This is a genomic window from Cupriavidus sp. GW821-FHT02F09 (genome assembly GCF_059421605.1).
This window is the reverse complement of the sequence record NZ_JBWKVH010000009.1, coordinates 179,129-196,152: the sequence shown is the minus strand read 5'-3', so window position 1 is coordinate 196,152 and position 17,024 is coordinate 179,129. Positions and strand designations below refer to the sequence as shown.

The 17,024-nt window shown below is 68.3% G+C and carries 14 protein-coding genes; 7 read left to right on the top strand and 7 right to left on the bottom strand.

The window, feature by feature from the left end; all coding sequences use genetic code 11:
* The first annotated feature begins 15 nt into the window (after positions 1–15).
* The 3 genes from AC07XB_RS13485 (at position 16) to AC07XB_RS13475 (ending at position 2,721) form a co-directional block, all read left to right on the top strand.
* The gene (locus tag AC07XB_RS13485; protein ID WP_492374215.1) at positions 16–708 is read left to right on the top strand and encodes a TetR/AcrR family transcriptional regulator; all 693 of its coding nucleotides are present in this window, start codon (positions 16–18) and stop codon (positions 706–708) included.
* 124 nt (positions 709–832) lie between these two features.
* Positions 833–1,831: a Bug family tripartite tricarboxylate transporter substrate binding protein gene (locus AC07XB_RS13480; RefSeq protein ID WP_492827862.1), complete on the top strand. Its 999-nt coding sequence runs from the start codon at positions 833–835 to the stop codon at positions 1,829–1,831.
* A 203-nt stretch (positions 1,832–2,034) separates the two neighbouring features.
* Positions 2,035–2,721, top strand: a complete 687-nt coding sequence (locus AC07XB_RS13475) for a histidine phosphatase family protein (protein WP_492827864.1) — start codon at positions 2,035–2,037, stop codon at positions 2,719–2,721.
* 948 nt (positions 2,722–3,669) lie between these two features.
* On the opposite strand, the gene AC07XB_RS13470 is transcribed toward AC07XB_RS13475, so the two are convergent.
* From AC07XB_RS13470 to AC07XB_RS13460, 3 genes are all read right to left on the bottom strand, one after another.
* Positions 3,670–4,848: an acetyl-CoA C-acetyltransferase gene (locus AC07XB_RS13470; RefSeq protein WP_150985268.1), complete on the bottom strand. Its 1,179-nt coding sequence runs from the start codon at positions 4,846–4,848 to the stop codon at positions 3,670–3,672.
* Between the two features lie 173 nt (positions 4,849–5,021).
* Positions 5,022–5,486, bottom strand: a complete 465-nt coding sequence (locus tag AC07XB_RS13465) for a PaaI family thioesterase (protein ID WP_492374211.1) — start codon at positions 5,484–5,486, stop codon at positions 5,022–5,024.
* Positions 5,487–5,498: 12 nt separating this feature from the next.
* Entirely contained in the window at positions 5,499–6,473 is a 975-nt protein-coding gene (locus tag AC07XB_RS13460) for an NAD(P)H-dependent flavin oxidoreductase (protein ID WP_492374210.1), read from the bottom strand.
* A 185-nt stretch (positions 6,474–6,658) separates the two neighbouring features.
* Between AC07XB_RS13460 and AC07XB_RS13455 the strand changes: the two genes are divergently transcribed.
* Positions 6,659–7,546: a crotonase/enoyl-CoA hydratase family protein gene (locus AC07XB_RS13455; protein WP_492374209.1), complete on the top strand. Its 888-nt coding sequence runs from the start codon at positions 6,659–6,661 to the stop codon at positions 7,544–7,546.
* 39 nt (positions 7,547–7,585) lie between these two features.
* Positions 7,586–8,257, top strand: coding sequence for a nitroreductase (locus tag AC07XB_RS13450; RefSeq protein ID WP_458764515.1), 672 nt, complete (start codon positions 7,586–7,588; stop codon positions 8,255–8,257).
* Between the two features lie 172 nt (positions 8,258–8,429).
* On the opposite strand, the gene AC07XB_RS13445 is transcribed toward AC07XB_RS13450, so the two are convergent.
* Positions 8,430–11,201, bottom strand: coding sequence for a winged helix-turn-helix domain-containing protein (locus tag AC07XB_RS13445; RefSeq protein ID WP_492827866.1), 2,772 nt, complete (start codon positions 11,199–11,201; stop codon positions 8,430–8,432).
* A gap of 218 nt (positions 11,202–11,419) precedes the next feature.
* A complete protein-coding gene (locus tag AC07XB_RS13440; RefSeq protein WP_492827868.1) occupies positions 11,420–12,964 on the bottom strand; it encodes an AMP-binding protein in 1,545 nt (514 codons plus the stop codon).
* Between the two features lie 308 nt (positions 12,965–13,272).
* On the opposite strand from AC07XB_RS13440, the gene AC07XB_RS13435 reads away from it, so the two are divergent.
* Positions 13,273–14,418, top strand: coding sequence for an acyl-CoA dehydrogenase family protein (locus AC07XB_RS13435; protein WP_492827870.1), 1,146 nt, complete (start codon positions 13,273–13,275; stop codon positions 14,416–14,418).
* A gap of 47 nt (positions 14,419–14,465) precedes the next feature.
* On the top strand, positions 14,466–15,701 hold the full coding sequence (locus tag AC07XB_RS13430) for an acyl-CoA dehydrogenase family protein (protein ID WP_492827872.1): 1,236 nt from the start codon (positions 14,466–14,468) through the stop codon (positions 15,699–15,701).
* Between the two features lie 6 nt (positions 15,702–15,707).
* On the opposite strand, the gene AC07XB_RS13425 is transcribed toward AC07XB_RS13430, so the two are convergent.
* Entirely contained in the window at positions 15,708–16,022 is a 315-nt protein-coding gene (locus AC07XB_RS13425; RefSeq protein ID WP_492374204.1) for a DUF7696 family protein, read from the bottom strand.
* Between the two features lie 27 nt (positions 16,023–16,049).
* The gene (locus AC07XB_RS13420; RefSeq protein WP_492827874.1) at positions 16,050–16,760 is read right to left on the bottom strand and encodes a helix-turn-helix transcriptional regulator; all 711 of its coding nucleotides are present in this window, start codon (positions 16,758–16,760) and stop codon (positions 16,050–16,052) included.
* Positions 16,761–17,024: the final 264 nt, after the last annotated feature.

Here is a 17,024-nt window from a genome sequence, read left to right as displayed (position 1 = left end):
GCATACGGAATTAACATGCCCCTCTCGTCCTCTGCCGCGTCCCCCGCCAAGCCGTCCAAGGGGACTTCCGCATTCCCTACCGTAGCGACCCCGTCGATCCTGCAGCCACCGCGCCAGCGCCGTGCGCGCGAGACCGAGCAGGCTCTGCTGGACGCCGGCCGCGAACTGCTGGCGCAGCGGGATTTCTCCGCGGTGTCGGTTGCGCAGATCGCCTCCGCCTGCGAAGTGTCGGTCGGGGCCTTCTACGGCCGCTTCCGCGACAAGCAGGCGTTCTTCGAATCCCTGCGCGCGCTGGTGATGCAGGAAACCGGCGATTCCGTGGCGCGCTACCTGCGCGTGGAACGCTGGGAGGACGTGCCCACCGATGTGATGCTGGAAAAAATCATGCGCTACGTGGTGGTCGGCTGCCACGCCAACCGCGGCGTGATCAAGGCATCGCTCAAGCACGCCTCCGTCCGCCCGGAAGAGTGGCTGCCGCATCGCGAAAGCGGGCAAGACGTGGTGGAACGCATGGTGGCGCTGCTGGTGCCGCGCATGCCGGTGCCGCCAGAGCAGGCGGAGATGCGCGTGCGCTTTGCCATGCAAGCCGTGTTCAGCATCGTGGTCAATGCCATCCTCAACGACGCGGGCCCGCTGCCGCTCGACGACGAACGGCTGCCCGGCGAGATGACCCGGCTGGTGGCCGGCTACCTGGCGCTGCCGGCCTGACGCCATAGCGCCACTACGCGCGGTCCTGCGCGTTCTTTCCCGTCTCAAAGCCTGACCCGATATCGGCGCGCGCATTTTGCTCGGAGCGCACGCCGGATCCTATAAAACCCCGAGGAGACAAGACATGACAATACGCAGCCCGTTCTGCGGGAAGGCCGCCGTCCTGCTGGCCTGCGCCTGCGCGGCACTGCTGCCGCTGGCAGCCCAGGCGCAAGCCAGCTATCCCGCCAAGCCCCTGCACCTGATCGTGCCCTACCCGGCCGGCGGCCTCACCGACACGCTCTCGCGCACGCTGGCCGAAGGCCTGGGCAAGCGGCTGGGACAAACCGTGGTGGTGGAGAACAAAGGCGGCGCCGGCGGCATCATCGGTACCGACTACGTGGCCAAGTCGGCGCCCGATGGCTACACGCTGCTGCTGACCATCCCCGGTCCCATCACCGCCAATCTCGCCCTCTACAAGAAGCTGCCCTACGACCCGCGCACCGACCTGCGCCAGGTGTCCGACATCGCCATGGCGCGCACGGTGCTAGCCGTCAACGGCACGCTGCCGGTGAAGACCGTGGCGGAACTGATCGCTTATGCCAAGAAGGATCCCGGCAAGCTGCGCATGGGCTCCTGGGGCCCGGGCACGCAGCCGCACACCATCCAGGCCTACCTCGACAAAACCTACGGCGTCGATATCCTGCACGTGCCGTATCGCGGCGAAGGCCCGATGGTGAGCGACCTGCTCGCCGGCCAGGTCAACATGACGGTTGGCTCGGTAACCTCGCTCAAGCAGCACTTCGCCAGCGGCAAGCTGCGAGCGCTGGCCGTCACCGGCACCCGGCGCGCCAAGGCCTTGCCCGACGTGCCAACCTTTGCCGAAGCCGGCTATCCCGACGAGCCGTACAAGCTGACCGGACCCATCACGCTGCTGGTCCCGGCACGCACGCCCAGCGACATCGTCGAGCGCCTGGGCCGCGAGGTGAGCGCACTGGTGAAGACGCCGGAGATCAGCCAGCGCATCGAGGACATGGGTGCGGAGCCGATCGGCAACCTGCCGGCAGAAGCCGTGGCTGCCTACAAAGCCTACCTGCCGGGCGTGCTCAAACTGACCGCGGACACCGGCGTCACGCTGGACTAAGGGCGAACTAAGGCTGGACTGACCCTGCCGCTATGCAACGGAATAATGCAGCGCGGCAATGACCGCTATGAATCCGGCGCGGCTTAGCTTGGCCGCCGCGCCCGGCACTCATACAATGGCTGCACCCCGCGCGGCGCCCCCGCGTTCGCGTGCCGATTCCCGTTTTACCGCTTCCCGGGTGCCCACCGGCGCCGACATCACGCATGGCAACGCTCTTCCTGGTACGGCACGGTCAAGCCTCGTTCGGCGCCGCCAACTACGACTGCCTCTCCGACACCGGCCGGCAACAGGCCCGCTGGCTGGGCGAATATTTCCGCGAGCGCGGCGTCGCGTTCAAGCGGGTGGTTGCTGGCTCGCTGGTGCGCCAGCAGGACACCGCGCTGGAGATCCTGGCCGGCATGGGGGCCGGCGATGTGCCGGTCCAGACGAACATCGAAACCCACCTCGGCCTTAACGAATACGATGGCGAAGCGCTGTACCGCAGCCATACCGGTGGGGCGGATCATCGCGCGCACCAGAACGCTGACTACAACGACTACTGGCGCACATTCCGCGCGGCGTATCAGGCCTGGACGCTGGATCAGCTGACGGGCATGCCGGAGTCGTGGGCGGAGTTTGGGGGACGGATCCGCGATGGTTTGCTGCATGCCACGGAAGGGGCTTCGCGAGAGGATGCGGTGTTGGTTGTCAGTTCTGGCGGGGCGATCGGACGGGCTACCGCGGATTTGCTGGGTGCGCCGGCGCAGAGTGCGATCGAGTTGAATTTGCAGTTTCGGAATACGGCGTTTTGCGAGATTATTTCTGGGCGTGGGATGCAGAGGTTGCTTAGTTTTAATAGTTTGCCGCATTTGGATCGGGTTGATCGGCGGGATGCTATTACGTTTGCTTGAGGGGTGCCGGGCTGGGGTTGGCTAGCGTTTTCTGGTCGTTTTTGCAGCGGCGTTGGCTTTTGCACCCAAAAGCTGTACGACATTGCCCTGCGGGGTTGGTTGCTGTTTCTTTAAGCGACGTTGGCTCTTGCACCCAAAAGCCATACGACATCCCCCTGCGGGGGCTGCCGGTCACTCTTCTTTGCGTCGGCAAAGAAGACTAACGAGAAGAAAGCCGACCCTGCCGGGGGCAGAGCAATCAGGCTTGTTGGCGTCGGTGGTTTCGTCGTACGGCCCGGAGTGTTGGCTGGCGTGTCCAACCGGCTCGAAGGTCATCGAACTTGCATGACCCATGGGTTACGTCGTGCAGCCGCTGACCTCGCTTGCGGTGACCATTCACACATCTGCCGTTCGCGGTGCAAGGGGCTGCGCCGTTTCGGGTGTCGCTGGTTTCGTGGTTTTGTCTCGAAGGCGAGCACCGTGGGTGTGAGCGCGCCCCTCGCGGACGGGCCACGGTGCCCACCACGAAACCCGGGAAGCCGAGAGCAAGGCGCAGATAGAGCCGGTACGGCAGGGCGTCAAATAGGCCGGGCGCCCGCCGCCAGAGACAAAACCACGAAACCACCAAGGAAGGCAGGATCGCGGCGCTACGCACCGCGAACGGCAGATGTGTGAATGGTCACCGCGCAAAGCGATCAGGGGCACCACCACGTGACCATTGGGTCATGCAGTTATGATGATCTGTGAGCCGGTAAGGCAAAGGCCAGCCAACACTCCGGGCCGTACGACGAAACCACCGAGGCCCACAAGCCCGACTGCTCTGCCCCCGGCAGGGTCGGCTTTCTTCTCGTTAGTCTTCTTTGCCGACGCAAAGAAGAGTGACCGGCAGCCCCCGCAGGGGGATGTCGTATGGCTTTTGGGTGCAAGCGCCATCGCCGCTTAAAGAAACAGCGAAGGCAGCCGATCAGCCTACAACCTCTCAACAATAGTCACATTCGCCATCCCCCCACCCTCACACATCGTCTGCAACCCATACCGCTTCCCCTGCGCATGCAGCGCATGCACCAGCGTAGTCATCAGCTTAGCCCCCGATCCACCAAGCGGATGCCCCAGCGCAATCGCCCCGCCGTTCACGTTCATGCGCGCCGGATCGGCGCCCGTGGTCTGCAACCAAGCCAGCGGCACTGGCGCAAACGCTTCATTGATCTCGAACAGGTCGATATCGCCGATCTTCATGCCGGCCTTCTGCAGCGCCCGCAGCGTTGCCGGCAACGGTGCTTCCAGCATGATCACCGGGTCATGGCCCAGCACCGACATATGGTGAATGCGTGCCAGCGGCTTGACGCCCAGCTTCTTCAGGCCGGCTTCGTTGACCACCATCAGCCCCGCCGCGCCATCGCAGATCTGGCTGGCGCTGGCGGCGGTGACGGTGCCGCCTTCCTCGATCAGCTTGACGCTGGAGATGGATTCCAGGCTGGCTTCAAAGCGGATGCCTTCGTCCACCGTATGCAGTTCGCCGTTGGCGCTGCCGTCCGCGGCGCGCACGGCGACGGGCACGATTTCGTCCTTGAAGCGGCCTGCCTGCGTGGCGGCGATGGCGCGGCGGTGGCTTTCCAGCGCGTAGCGGTCCAGGTCGTCCCGCGTGAGGCCGTACTTGCGCGACATCATCTCGGCGCCGGTGAACTGGCTGAACTTCACACCGGGATAGCGTTCCTGCATGGCCGGGCTCATCGAGCTGCCAAAGCCGTTCTTGAAGGGCAGCGTAGAGGGCAGGCCCATCGGCACGCGGGTCATGCTTTCCACGCCGGCGGCGATCACGATGTCCATGGTGCCGGACATCACCGCCTGCGCGGCGAAGTGCAGGGCTTGTTGCGACGAGCCGCACTGGCGGTCGACCGAGGTGCCGGGCACGCTTTCCGGCAGCTTCGAGGCCAGCACGGCGTTGCGCGCCACGTTGCCGGCCTGCTCGCCGGCCTGACCGACGCAGCCCATGATCACGTCGTCGATCAGCGCCGGATCGGCGCCGCTGCGCTCAACCAGTGCGTTCAGCACCTGCGCGGCGAGATCCGCCGGATGCCAGCCTGCCAGCTTGCCGCCCTTGCGCCCGCCCGCGGTGCGCGCGGCCGCTACGATGTATGCCTCTGCCATGTCGTCTCCTCTTGTCGTTCCGGGGCGAACCCGCCCGTAATGGCCGTGTCCTGGGAAGGGCACGGCCAAGCCTCGTTATCCTGTTGCGGATTCTGGCCCAGCAGCGGGGCGCCCGGCGTCGTCGGAAGCGACGATTGCGCGGCGCGGCCGACGCCCCAAGCGGCGGCGGCGCATCACGCGCGCGGCGTGAGCACCGAGAATATGGCGGTGGCACGCAGCAGGCAGCGCTCCCCGGCCATCAGGCGGCAACCGCCGAAGCGCAGCCGCGAGCCCAGCTTGTCGAACTCGACGTGCGCCTCCACCCAGTCGCCCACCCGCGCGGCATCGAAGTAGTCCATGCTGAGGTTGACCGTCACCGCCGGCTGCTTGCGGTCGGTCTCCAGCGCCATCATCATGCCGATGGCGGTGTCGGCCAGCGTGGCCAGCATGCCGCCGTGCGGGATGCCAAGCGGGTTAAGGTGATGCGGCCCGATGCGGATGGCCACTACGCGCCGTTCCCGATCCACGTAGATCTGCCCGAAGTTCTCGAGGAAGCCCTTGGCGCCACGCAACGCGACAAAGCCCGGCGGCGGCGCCTCGGCCACTTCGGATTGCCCTGCGCCCGGGCCGGCATCGGAAGGTTGACTGGCTTCAGCCATGGCTGCGCCGCCTTATGCTGCGAAGTAGCGCGAGGCCACCCCGAGCTGCTCGCGGCATTCGGCCACCATGCGCTCGATCAGCTCGGCGCAGGTCGGGATGTCGTCGATCAGGCCCACGCACTGGCCGGCGCTGATGATGCCGCCGTCGGTCTCGCCAGCGGCGAGCGCGGCCTTGCCGCGTACGCCCGCCACCAGGTGCTTGACGTCCTCGAACTGGGCGCCGCCCGGCTGGCGCTCGATGGTGACGACCTCATCGGAGACGGCGTTCTTGAGCACGCGCGCGGTGTTGTGCAGCGTGCGGAAGATCAGGTTGGTGTCGCGCTCGCTGGCGTCCACCAGGGCCTGCTTGACGTTGTGGTGGATCGGCGCCTCGCGCGTGGCGCAAAAGCGTGTGCCCATGTTGATGCCCTCCGCGCCCAGCACCAGCGCCGCCGCCATGCCGCGCCCGTCGGCAATGCCACCCGAGGCAATCACCGGAATGCCCAGCCGGCGCGCGGCCAGCGGGATCAGCACCATGCCCGGGACGTCGTCCTCGCCCGGGTGGCCCGCGCACTCGAAACCGTCGATGGACACCGCGTCCACGCCCAGGCGCTCGGCCGACATCGCATGGCGGATCGCCACGCACTTGTGGATCACCTTGATGCCGGCCGCCTTGGCGCGCGCGATGTGCTCCTTGGGATTGTTGCCCGCCGTCTCCAGCACCTTGATGCCGCTTTCGATGATCACGTCGAGGTAGCGCGCGTACGGCGGCGGGTTGATCGAGGGCAGCAGCGTCAGGTTGACGCCAAAGGGCTGGTCGGTCAGCTCGCGGGTGCGGCGGATCTCTGCGGCCAGCGCTTCCGGGGTGGGCTGGGTCAGCGCGGTGAGCACGCCAAGCCCGCCGGCGTTGGAGACCGCGGCGGCCATCTCGGCGTAGCCAACCCACTGCATGCCGCCCTGGATGATAGGGTAGCGGGTGCCCAGCAATTCGGTGATGCGCGTCTTCATGATGTTCCTTCTGGCTTCTGGTCTTTGTGTTCTATGCTCGGTCTTCTGCCTGGCTCAGGCCGCCAGGCGTCCTGGCGCCAGTCTACGGCGGCGCTGCCGTCCCTACCTCGTCGGATTCGACGATTGCAGGCGCCCGATTCTGCACTACCTTACCCACACCCATTTCGAGAGAGCCAAGGCCAGCCATGAGCACCCCGAACCCAGCCGTCCCCCCCAGCTTCGAGACCCTGCAATACGCCGTCGACAAGGGCGTCGCCACCATCACCCTGCACCGCCCGGAAAAGCTCAATGCCTTCACCCCGCGCATGATGCAGGACCTGATCGACGCCTTTGACGCCACTGACGCCGACGACGACGTCCGCGCGGTGATCGTCACCGGCTCCGGGCGCGCCTTCTGCGCCGGCGCCGACCTGTCCTCCGGCGGCTCCACCTTCGATTACGAGAAGCGCTACGGCGCCAGCAAGCAAGCCGCCCACCGCGATGGCGGCGGACGCGTGGCGCTGCGCATCTTCCGCAGCCTCAAGCCGGTCATCGCGGCGGTCAACGGGCCGGCGGTGGGCATCGGCGTGACCATGCAGTTGCCGATGGACATCCGCCTGGCCGCAACCGATGCCAAGTTCGGCTTTGTGTTCGCGCGCCGCGGCATCACGCCCGAGGCGGCATCGTCGTGGTTCCTGTCGCGCGTGGTGGGCATTTCCACCGCGCTGGAATGGTGCTACACCGGCCGCGTGTTCTCGGCGCAGGAGGCGCTGGAGCGCGGGCTGGTGCGCTCGCTGCACGCGCCCGAGGACCTGTTGCCAGCCGCGCAGGCGCTGGCCCGCGAGATCGCCGACAATGCCGCGCCGGTATCCGTCGCCATCTCGCGCCAGCTGATCTGGCGCATGGCCGGGGCCAGCCACCCGATGGAGGCGCACCGCCTGGACAGCCGCGCGATCCAGTCGCGCGGCCAGTCGGCCGACGTCAAGGAAGGCGTCAGCGCCTTCCTGGAAAAGCGCCCGGCCAGCTTCCCCGAGCGCGTGTCGCAGGACATGCCGGACTTCTTCGACTGGGGCAACGAGCCGCCCTTTATCTGATCCCCAATGGATCCCCTGCCAAGCCCCAAGGAGAGCCGCGTGAAAGTCAGCATGGCAGTCCAGAGCCGCAAATCGGTACGCGGCTTTCTTCCCACGCCGGTGCCGCCGGAGATCATCCGCGACGTGCTGGAGCAGGCCGCGCGCGCGCCATCGGGCGGCAACCTGCAGCCCTGGCACCTGCACGTGGTGGGCGGCGAGCCGCTGGCGCGGCTCAAGGCCACCATGCGCGAGCGCGTCGCCGGCGCGCCCCGCGGCGAAGGGACCGAATACGACGTCTACCCGCGCGAGCTGGTCTCGCCTTATCGCGAACGGCGCTTCCAGGTGGGCGAGGACCTCTATCGCTGCCTGGGCATCCCGCGCGAGAACAAGCCGGCGCGCCTTGCCCAGTTTGCCAATAACTTCACATTCTTCGGCGCGCCGCTAGCGCTGTTCTGCACCGTGGACCGCCGCATGGGCCCGCCGCAATGGTCGGACCTGGGCATGTACCTGCAAACGGTGATGCTGCTGCTGCGCGAGCATGGGCTGGACAGCTGCGCGCAAGAATGCTGGGCGATGTATCCGGAAACCATTGCGGGCTTCCTCTCCCTGCCCGCCGAACGCATGCTGTTTACCGGCATGGCGATCGGCTACGAGGATCCGGCAGCGGCGGTCAACCAGCTGCGCGCCACGCGTGCGCCGCTGGCGGAGTATGCCGAGTTCATCGGCATCTGAGCGGGTGAACCGGTGAACGGGTGAATGGCTGAACGGCTAAGCGCCATGACCATGCCGATTCCGTTATCGGGTTGCGCGAAACGCCACAAGCCAGCGGCACGTCCGAGTGCCCTTTGCAGGGGTTTCCATCCCCCCGGACGCTGCCTGGGCTCGCTTAATCGCCCGCGCTTCCTTACAGCAAACCCAGTTGCCGCGCGATGGCAACCGCCTGCGTGCGGTTGCTGGCCCGCAGCTTGGCGCTGATATTGCGCAGGTGGGTGCGCACGGTGGTCTCCGAGACAAAGAGCCGATCCGCCATCGCCACGTTGGAGAAACCCTCGGCCAGCAGCTGCAGCACTTTCTGCTCCTTGGGCGTAAGCGGTTCCAGCAGCCCATGGCGCGCCTGCATGGCGGCCGGGTCCACCGGCTCCGGCGCGCCGCCGCAGGCTTGCAGCAGGCGCTCCACGTACCCCGCGGGCAACGCGCTGCCCTGGCGCAGGCAGGCTTCGGCCACCAGCCGGCGCACCTCCGCGCTTTCGTCAGCGAAGATGCGGATGAAGCCTTCCGCCGCGCCGAAGCGCAGCGCTTCGCCCATTGCCTGCAACGCCTGGGCGGCTTCGCCGCTGCGCTGGCAGGCCAGCGCCAGCAGGATGCGCAGCTTGAGCGCCCTGCGCATCAGTTGCGCGCGCTCGGTGGCGGCGAGTTCCGTCTCGATGGCCTCGCGCGTGCGCACGCAGGGCTCGGTGAACAGCGCCAGCCGCAGGCGCCCCATGACCACGTCTTCCAGGTCGTTGGCAAAAGAGCTGACCGCGCTCAGGCCGGGACGCGCGCGCCATAGCGCCGGGTCGGCTGCGTGCTGCAGCGCTTGCTCGGCGGCATGCTGATTGCCCTGCAGCAGCGCCAGGCGGGCGCGCTCGAGCATGGCGCCCAGCACCAGCCGTGGCAGGCCGCGATGATGGCCAAGGTGCTCGAGGGCGGCCAGCCATTCGTGCGCGCCGTCCACGTCGCCGCGGTCGCAGGCGATGCGGGCCAGCACGGTATGGCCGGTGATGATCTGGTCGGGCAGGCCGAGGTCGCGCGCAAGCGGCACGTACACTGTAAGCAGGCGCTCCGCGCGCTCGCGCTCATTGATCTCGTAGAGCGCATCGGCCAGCAGGATGCCGGCCATGGCGTTGCCGTTGGTAGGGCCGTAGCGGTTCGGCAGCATGGTGCTGGCGGCAATGCGAAACCGCGCCAGCGCCTGCTGCAGGCGGCCCTGGCGCAGGTCGATCAGCCCCTCCACCGATTCCGAGAAGATCTTGTTGAAGTTGCTGTCGGAGCCGCGCACCACCTGCCGGGCCACGCCCAGCAGGCGCCGCGCCTCGCGGTAGTCGCCGGTGACGGCGGCCATGCGCGCCATCGAGGTGGCAAGGATGGAGTCCGGGAACGGATAGCCCATGGGCAGCGGCAGCGGATCGTCGCGGCTGCAGGCGCGCGCCTCGTCGAAGCGGTCCATCATGTTCAGCAGCATATGGCGCAGCGCGCGCACATGCGCCAGCAGGTCGCCCTCGGCGCCGGCCAGCGGGATGGTCTGCAGCAGCGCAATGGCGTCGGCCGGGCCGCGCGTAAACGACAGCGCCCACACATGGGCGATCTGCAGCTTGGGCCACGCGGCCAGCGCGTCGGCCGGCACCGCGTCCAGCCAGCGCGTCAGCAGGCGCATGCGGCCCTGCGCCAGCAACTCGTCCACCTTGCCCGCCAGCAGCGGCAGCGCGTGGTCCACCGCGCCGGCCGCCAGCGCATGCTCGATGGCCGGCACCGGCCGGCCCTGCTGCTCATACCAGCGCGAGGCGGCCATCTGCAAGGCGGGCACTTCGTGCGGCATGGCCTGCTGCAGCTGCGCGCGCAGGAAGCTGGAGAAAAGGCTGTGATAGCGGTACCAGCGCGCATTGGGCTGATGGGCCTGAGCAGGCGGCTCCGCGCCGCCGTGGCGCTCGCCATCCAGCGGCATCAGGAACAGGTTGGCCCGCTCCAGCCAGGCGAGGATCTCCTCGCTGTCGGCGGTGCCGCTCACGGCATCGCACAGCGGCCCGCTGAGCTGGTCGAGAATTGACGTGCGCAACAGGAATGCACGCACCGCATCGGGCAGGTGCAGGTAGACGTCCTCCACCAGGTAATCGGCAATCGCGGCGTTCGAGCCGGAGAAGCCGGCGATGAAGGCGTCCGGCTGGCCACGCCGCTCCAGCGCCACCGACGCCAGCCACAACGCGGTGGCCCAGCCTTCGGTGCGCCGGTGCAGCGTGGAGATAGCCGCGGGCTGCAGCGCCAGGCCGCGCGCGCGGCGCAGGAAGGAATCGGTCTCGTCGGCGGTGAAGCGCAGCTGGGCCGGCTCGATCTCCAGCAGCTCGCCACGCGCGCGCAGCCGCGCCAGCCCGGACTCCGGCACCCAGCGCGTGCCCACCACCAGGCGGGCGCCGGGTGGCAATTGCTCCACCACCTGCCAGACCAGGCCGGCCACGGCGGGGTTCTGCAAGGCCTCGAAGTCGTCCAGGAACAGCGTGAAGGGGCGGTCGTGGGCCGCCATGCGGTCGATCAGCGCAAGCGCGTGCTCGCCGGCCGACTGCGGCGCGGGCTGGGCCGCGGCGAGCGGCGCGCCGCCCTTGCGCAGCACCAGCTCGAAGGCGGCTTCGAGCGAGCCCAGAAAACGCGTGGCGTCATTGTCCGCGCGGTCCAGCGTGAGCCAGGCGGTGGCCACGCCTTCGGCGTCCAGCCGCGCCCGGCATTGCAGCATGGCGGTGGTCTTGCCGAACCCGGCCGGCGCGCGCACCAGCACCAGCTTGACGAAGCCGGCCGCGCACACGGCGTCGCAAATGGCGCGGCGCTCCACCTGGAACGGGGTCAGCATGGGCGGGCGCAGCTTTGCCACCAGCGTGGCGGCGCGGGCGGCGCCCCGATGGCCCGCGCTGGTCTCCTCGATTGTTGCCATTCGCCGTGTCTTCCTGTTGGCGGCGGCACCCACGAGCGGTGGATGCCACGCGATCGGCGCCGGCTTATGGTTGCCGGCTGCTGGCGCCACATGCGCCAGGGATCGAACGGCTGATTATGGCGTAAACGCCCGCCCGGCATGCGACGCGGCCGCGATGCCGGGCGGGCGGCCTCGATGCCGGCCACAATGCCTCCCCCCATGCCGGCCACACAAGCAAGCTATACCAGCTTGTTCTCCCGCCCCGCCCAGTAGCGCTCGCGCAGCAGCCGCTTGAGCAGCTTGCCGGTGGGCAGGCGCGGCAGCTCGGCGGCAAAGTCCACCGAGCGCGGGCACTTGATGGCGGACAGATGGGTGCGGCAGAAGGCCAGCAGCTCGTCGGCCAGGGCCGGGCTGGCGCGAGCCATGTCGAGTGGCTGCACCACCGCCTTGACCTCCTCGCCAAAGTCCTCGTTTGGCACGCCGATCACTGCCACGTCCATGACCTCGGGATGGGTCATCAGCAGGTTCTCGGCCTCCTGCGGATAGATGTTGACCCCGCCCGAGATGATCATGTTCGCCTTGCGGTCGGTCAGGTAGAGAAAGCCCTCCTCGTCCACGTAGCCGACGTCGCCCAGCGTGGTCCAGCCGGCGTGCACCGGGTGGCGCGATTGCGCGGTCTTGTCGGGATCGTTGTGGTAGACGAAGCTGCGCCCCTCGGCGAAGTAGATGGTGCCGGGCTCGCCCGGCGGCAGCAGCGCGCCGCTGTCGTCGCAGATGCGCAGCTGGCCAACGGAGGCGCGGCCCACGGTGCCTTTGTGGGTGAGCCAGTCGGCCGAACCCACGGCGGTGGAGCCGTTGCCCTCCGTGCCGGCGTAGTACTCCCAGATGATCGGCCCCCACCAGTCGATCATCTGCTCCTTGATGGCCACCGGGCAGGGCGCAGCGGCATGCACGGCAAAGCGCAGCGAGGACACGTCGTGGCGCTGGCGCACCGCCTCGGGCAGCTTGAGCATGCGCGAGAACATGGTGGGCACGACCTGGGTATGCGTGATGCGGTGCTCTGCCAGCAAGCGCAGGAATGCTTCCGCGTCGAAATGCTCCATCACCACCGAGGTGCCGCCGAGTTGCTGCACGGCCATGTTGTAGCGCAGCGGCGCCGCGTGATAGAGCGGCGCGGGTGAGAGGTAGCGCGTGTCTGAGCCGAACTGGTAAAGCGACCGGCACATCAGCACCAGCGAGCCAGGCACGTCGATCTGCTGGTTGGCCGGCGGCGTGAAGACACCCTTGGGGCGGCCGGTGGTGCCGGAGGAGTACAGCATGTCGGTGCCTGCACATTCGTCGTCGATGCGCCACCCGGGGTACTGGGCCAGCGCCGTCTCGTAGGCGGCAAAGCCCGGCACCGCGCCGTCCATCATCAGGCGCGCAACCAGGCATGGCACCTTGGCCGCCACCCCCTGCGCCACGGCGGCCTGCGCATGCGAGGTGACCAGCATCCTGGCGCCGCTGTCGGCCACGATATGCGCCGCGTCGTCCACGTTCAGGCGCGTGCTGATGCACACGTAGATCAACCCCGAGCGTTGCGCGCCCCAGCACAGCTCGAACAGGCGCGGGTGGTTCTCCAGCAGGAAGGCCACGCGGTCGCCCGGCTGCAGCCCGTGGTCGCGGAACAGCCGCGCCGCCTGGTTGGAGCGCTCGTCAAGCTCACGGTAAGTAACGACGGTGCCGCCGGCCATGATGATGGCCGGCTTGTCCGGGGTGCGCTGCGCATGAACATGCGGGTGCATGACTGACCCTCCTGGAAGTGGGTGTGGCCGAACTGGGTGACTCGATGACTGGGTGACTGGGTGCGTTGGAAACTTCGGTATCGCGGAACCGGCAGGGATGGCATTGCGTGCGGCACATTGTCGGGACAGGTACCCCGGGCGGGCATCGTCGGATGCGACGAACGCGCCTTGGTGCAATGCCGCAAACGCCGATGTGGCCGCCCGTGCGGCGCGCCGCGCGCCAAGGCGATTCGTCGCATCCGACGATGCGAACCGGCGGCCTCTTCACATAATGGCAAGTGCCCCAGCAACCGCGCCAAGGAACCACCGTGGATTTCCAATTCAGCGAAGAACAATCGATGTTGCGCGACACGCTCGCGCGCTACCTGGCCGACCACTACAGCTTCGAAGCCCGCCAGGCGGCAATCCGCTCGCCCGCTGGCTGGCGGGCGTCCTGCTGGCAAGCCCTGGCGCAGGAGCTAGGGCTGCTGGGCGCCGCGTTCCCGGAACGCTTTGGCGGGCTCGGCGGCAATGCCGTCGACCACACGATCGTGATGGAGCAGTTCGGCCGCCACCTGGTGGTCGAGCCCTACCTGTCTACCGTTGTGCTCGGCGGCGGGGCCTTGCTGCATGGCAGCGAGACGCTGGCCGCCAACTGGCTGCCTGCCATCATCGGCGGCGAGGCCACCGTGGCCTGGGCGCACGCCGAGCCGCGCAGCCGTTACTGCCTGCACGATGTACAGGCCAGCGCCGCCCGCGTGCAAGGCGGCTGGCGCCTTGACGGCCACAAGGCCGTGGTGGTGGCCGCGCCGTGGGCCACGCACCTGGTGGTGAGCGCGCGCACCGGCGGCAGCCGGCGCGACCGGGACGGCATCAGCCTGTTCTGGATCGCGCGCAACGCGCCCGGCGTGACGCTGCAGGAATACCCCAGCGTGGATGGCTCCCGGGCCGCCGATATACGCCTGGACAACGTCTTCGTGCCGGATGGCGGCTTGCTGGGCGCCGAGGGCGAGGCGCTGGCGCTGATCGAGCGCCTGAGCGACGAGGCTGCGGTGGCGCTGTGCGCCGAAGCCGGTGGCGCCATGAGCCGCATGCTCGGCGACACGGTCGACTACGCGCGCCAGCGCAAGCAGTTTGGCGTACCGATTGCCACCTTCCAGGTGCTGCAGCACCGCATGGCCGACATGTACGTGCAACTGGAGCAAACCGTGGCGCTGACGCAAGTCGCCGCCATGCAGGCTGGCGCGCAGCCCACGCAGCGCGCGCTGGCGGCCAGCGCCGCCAAGGCGCAGGCCGGGCAGGCCGGCAGGTTCGTCGGCCAGGCCGCGGTGCAGATCCATGGCGGCATGGGCGTGACGGAGGAGCTGGCGGTTGGCCATTACTTCAAGCGCGTCACCGCGATCGACCTGCAGTTTGGCTCCGCCGAACACCACCTGCGCCGTTACGCCGACCTGCTGTATCCGGCTGCCGCGTGAGCCCGCGCATTCCTGCCCCGCACTGACGAACATCCCGAGGCCCATCGATGAATCTCGATTTCTCCCCGCAAGAGCTGCAGTTCCGCGACGAGGTCCGTGCCTGGATCAAGGAAGCCTTCGACCCCGGCCTCAAGGCCCTGATGGCACGCACCAAGAATGGCTATCTCGACAAGGAGGGCCAGGTGCGCTGGCAGAAGAAGCTGTTCGAGCGCGGCTGGGCCGCGCCCAACTGGCCCGAGGAATATGGCGGCCCGGGCTGGTCCCCGGCGCAGCGCTACCTGTTCCAGGCCGAGACCGCCGCCGCCGGCTGCCCGACCGTGTCGCCGATGGGCCTGAAGATGGTGGCGCCGGTGATCATGAAATACGGCAGCCCCGAGCAAAAGGCGCGCTTCCTGCCGCCCATCCTTCGCTCCGACATCTGGTGGTGCCAGGGCTACTCGGAACCCAACTCCGGCTCCGACCTGGCCTCGCTGCAGATGCGCGCCGAGCGCGGCCGCGACCAGGATGGCGAGCACTACATCCTGAACGGCTCCAAGATCTGGACCACGCACGCGCAATGGGCCGACTGGATGTTCTGCCTGGTGCGCACCAGCCGCGACGCGCGCCGCCAGGACGGCATCTCCTTCGTGCTGGTGGACATGCGCACGCCCGGCATCACGGTGGCGCCGCTGCCCACGCTGGATGGCCCGGTCGAGGGCCAGCAGGAAGTCAACCAGGTCTTCTTTGAAGATGTGCGCGTGCCGGTGGAAAACCGTATCGGCGAGGAGGGCCTGGGCTGGACCTACGCCAAATACCTGCTTGAGTTCGAGCGCGGCGGCAGCTACGGCCCGATGCTGCGCCAGCAACTGGCCAAGGTGGCGCGCATCGCGGAGAAGGAGCCCGGCGAGGATGGCGGGCGCTTGCTCGACGACCCGGGTTTTCGCCGCAAGCTGGCCGAGCTGCACGTGCGCGCGGCCGCGCTGGAGGCGAGCGAGCTGCGGCTGTTTTCCAACGTGACGTCGGGCACCTCGATCGGCGCCGCCTCCAGCATGCTCAAGCTGGTGGGCACCGAGACCATCCAGGCCATCAGCGAGCTGGCGGTGGAAGCAGCCGGCCCGTACGCGCTGCCCTTCGTGCAGGATGGCTGGGGTGAATTGCAGGGTCGCGCCACGGGCCCGCAAGCGGGCCCCGACTACGCCGCGCCGCTGGCGCCGCGCTATTTCAACTACCGCAAGGCATCGATCTACGCCGGCTCCAACGAGATCCAGCGCAACATCATCGCCAAGCTGGTGCTAGGGCTGTAAGCCAGGTCAGTGCAGCAGCCCGCCAGCCGGGCTGCGCTCCTGGCCGGCGTCCACCTCATCGCCGGCTTCCAGCGCCTCGGTCACCGTGGCCCGGATCGATTCCGCCTTGAGCAGCAGGCGCAGGGCGATGTCGGCGCCACGGCTGGCCGCCACGCGCGCAATGAAGGCCCGGCGCGCCGGTTCGCCCAGCGTGGCGACGTGTGCGGCTTCGCACAGCACATGCCATGCGGCTGGCTGGCCGTCGAACTGTTGCCGGCGGCGCAGCAGGGTGGCGTCGATGGCGGCGGCGATGTCCGCGTCCCTCACGGTCTGATTGCGCATGGTGCTCTCCTGAACGGGAAACTGGGGTTAGGGCCAGGCGCGGGCCGTGCCACGATCGTTGCTGCCGTGGCTGCTGCCCGTCTGGAACCTGGCGCCGAGCTGGCGCGCGGCATGGATGGCTTCGCTCTTGTTGCTGACCTGCAGGCGCTGGTACAGCAGCGCGACATGGCTCTTCACGGTCGCCACCGAGATATTGAGCAGGCGGCTCACGGTCTTGAGCGCATAGCCCTGCGACAGCAGGACCAGCACCTCGTACTGGCGCGGCGTGAGCTTCAACATGCGCGCCTCGTCGCGCAGCAGGTCGATGCGGGCGCGTTCCGTCGCCAGAACCTGCAAGGGCGCGGAGGGGTGCGGGGCCGGCTGGCGCCAGCGCGCGTCATCGGCCAGTACCAGCCGGATCGCCGCCTCGATCGCCGCCAGCGATGACGCCTTCGGCAGCCACGCGCAGATGCCCCAGGCCAGGTCCGGCGGCAACACGGGCGGTAACGTGCCATCGACCAGCAGCAGCAGGTACTGCGCCGATAGCACGGTGCGTGCGGTCTCCAGCAACGCGCGCGCGCGATCCTGCACCGGCGGCAAGCTGAGGATCACCAGCCCGATGTCGTTCATCTGCCCCTGCAGCATGGCGAGATCGGCCGGATCCACGCAGATCACGTGGCCCAGGCCCTCGACGCCACCAAGCATGCGCAGCAGGCCGAGCCGCAAGAGCGGGTTGTCTTCAAGCAGGAGTGCATTCATGACAGCGTGCCTCCGTGCGAGCTGCTGCGTTCCGGTTCCATCTGCTCCCCCTTTGGCAACGACGTGCCCATCCGGCTTGGCTGGTATTCGCGGCAGCGTTGTCACAGGCAATACCGCAAGCCGCGTGCCAGCGGCAAGGCGTTGAGCGCGGCGGGTGCGAAGGGGATTGCGGCAGGGGTGGCGCCGGCCGGGAAGGCAGGCGCCATAACGGCTGGCGGGAGGGCATGCCAGGCAGGAGGGACCTGGCGGCGCCCCTTGCCAGCA

Coding starts and splice junctions, on each gene's coding strand:
- AC07XB_RS13485 (WP_492374215.1), top strand. CDS start 16: ATGCCCCTCTCGTCCTCTGCCGCGTCCCCCGCCAAGCCGTCCAAGGGG.
- AC07XB_RS13480 (WP_492827862.1), top strand. CDS start 833: ATGACAATACGCAGCCCGTTCTGCGGGAAGGCCGCCGTCCTGCTGGCC.
- AC07XB_RS13475 (WP_492827864.1), top strand. CDS start 2,035: ATGGCAACGCTCTTCCTGGTACGGCACGGTCAAGCCTCGTTCGGCGCC.
- AC07XB_RS13470 (WP_150985268.1), bottom strand. CDS start 4,848: ATGGCAGAGGCATACATCGTAGCGGCCGCGCGCACCGCGGGCGGGCGC.
- AC07XB_RS13465 (WP_492374211.1), bottom strand. CDS start 5,486: ATGGCTGAAGCCAGTCAACCTTCCGATGCCGGCCCGGGCGCAGGGCAA.
- AC07XB_RS13460 (WP_492374210.1), bottom strand. CDS start 6,473: ATGAAGACGCGCATCACCGAATTGCTGGGCACCCGCTACCCTATCATC.
- AC07XB_RS13455 (WP_492374209.1), top strand. CDS start 6,659: ATGAGCACCCCGAACCCAGCCGTCCCCCCCAGCTTCGAGACCCTGCAA.
- AC07XB_RS13445 (WP_492827866.1), bottom strand. CDS start 11,201: ATGGCAACAATCGAGGAGACCAGCGCGGGCCATCGGGGCGCCGCCCGC.
- AC07XB_RS13440 (WP_492827868.1), bottom strand. CDS start 12,964: ATGCACCCGCATGTTCATGCGCAGCGCACCCCGGACAAGCCGGCCATC.
- AC07XB_RS13430 (WP_492827872.1), top strand. CDS start 14,466: ATGAATCTCGATTTCTCCCCGCAAGAGCTGCAGTTCCGCGACGAGGTC.
- AC07XB_RS13425 (WP_492374204.1), bottom strand. CDS start 16,022: ATGCGCAATCAGACCGTGAGGGACGCGGACATCGCCGCCGCCATCGAC.
- AC07XB_RS13420 (WP_492827874.1), bottom strand. CDS start 16,760: ATGAATGCACTCCTGCTTGAAGACAACCCGCTCTTGCGGCTCGGCCTG.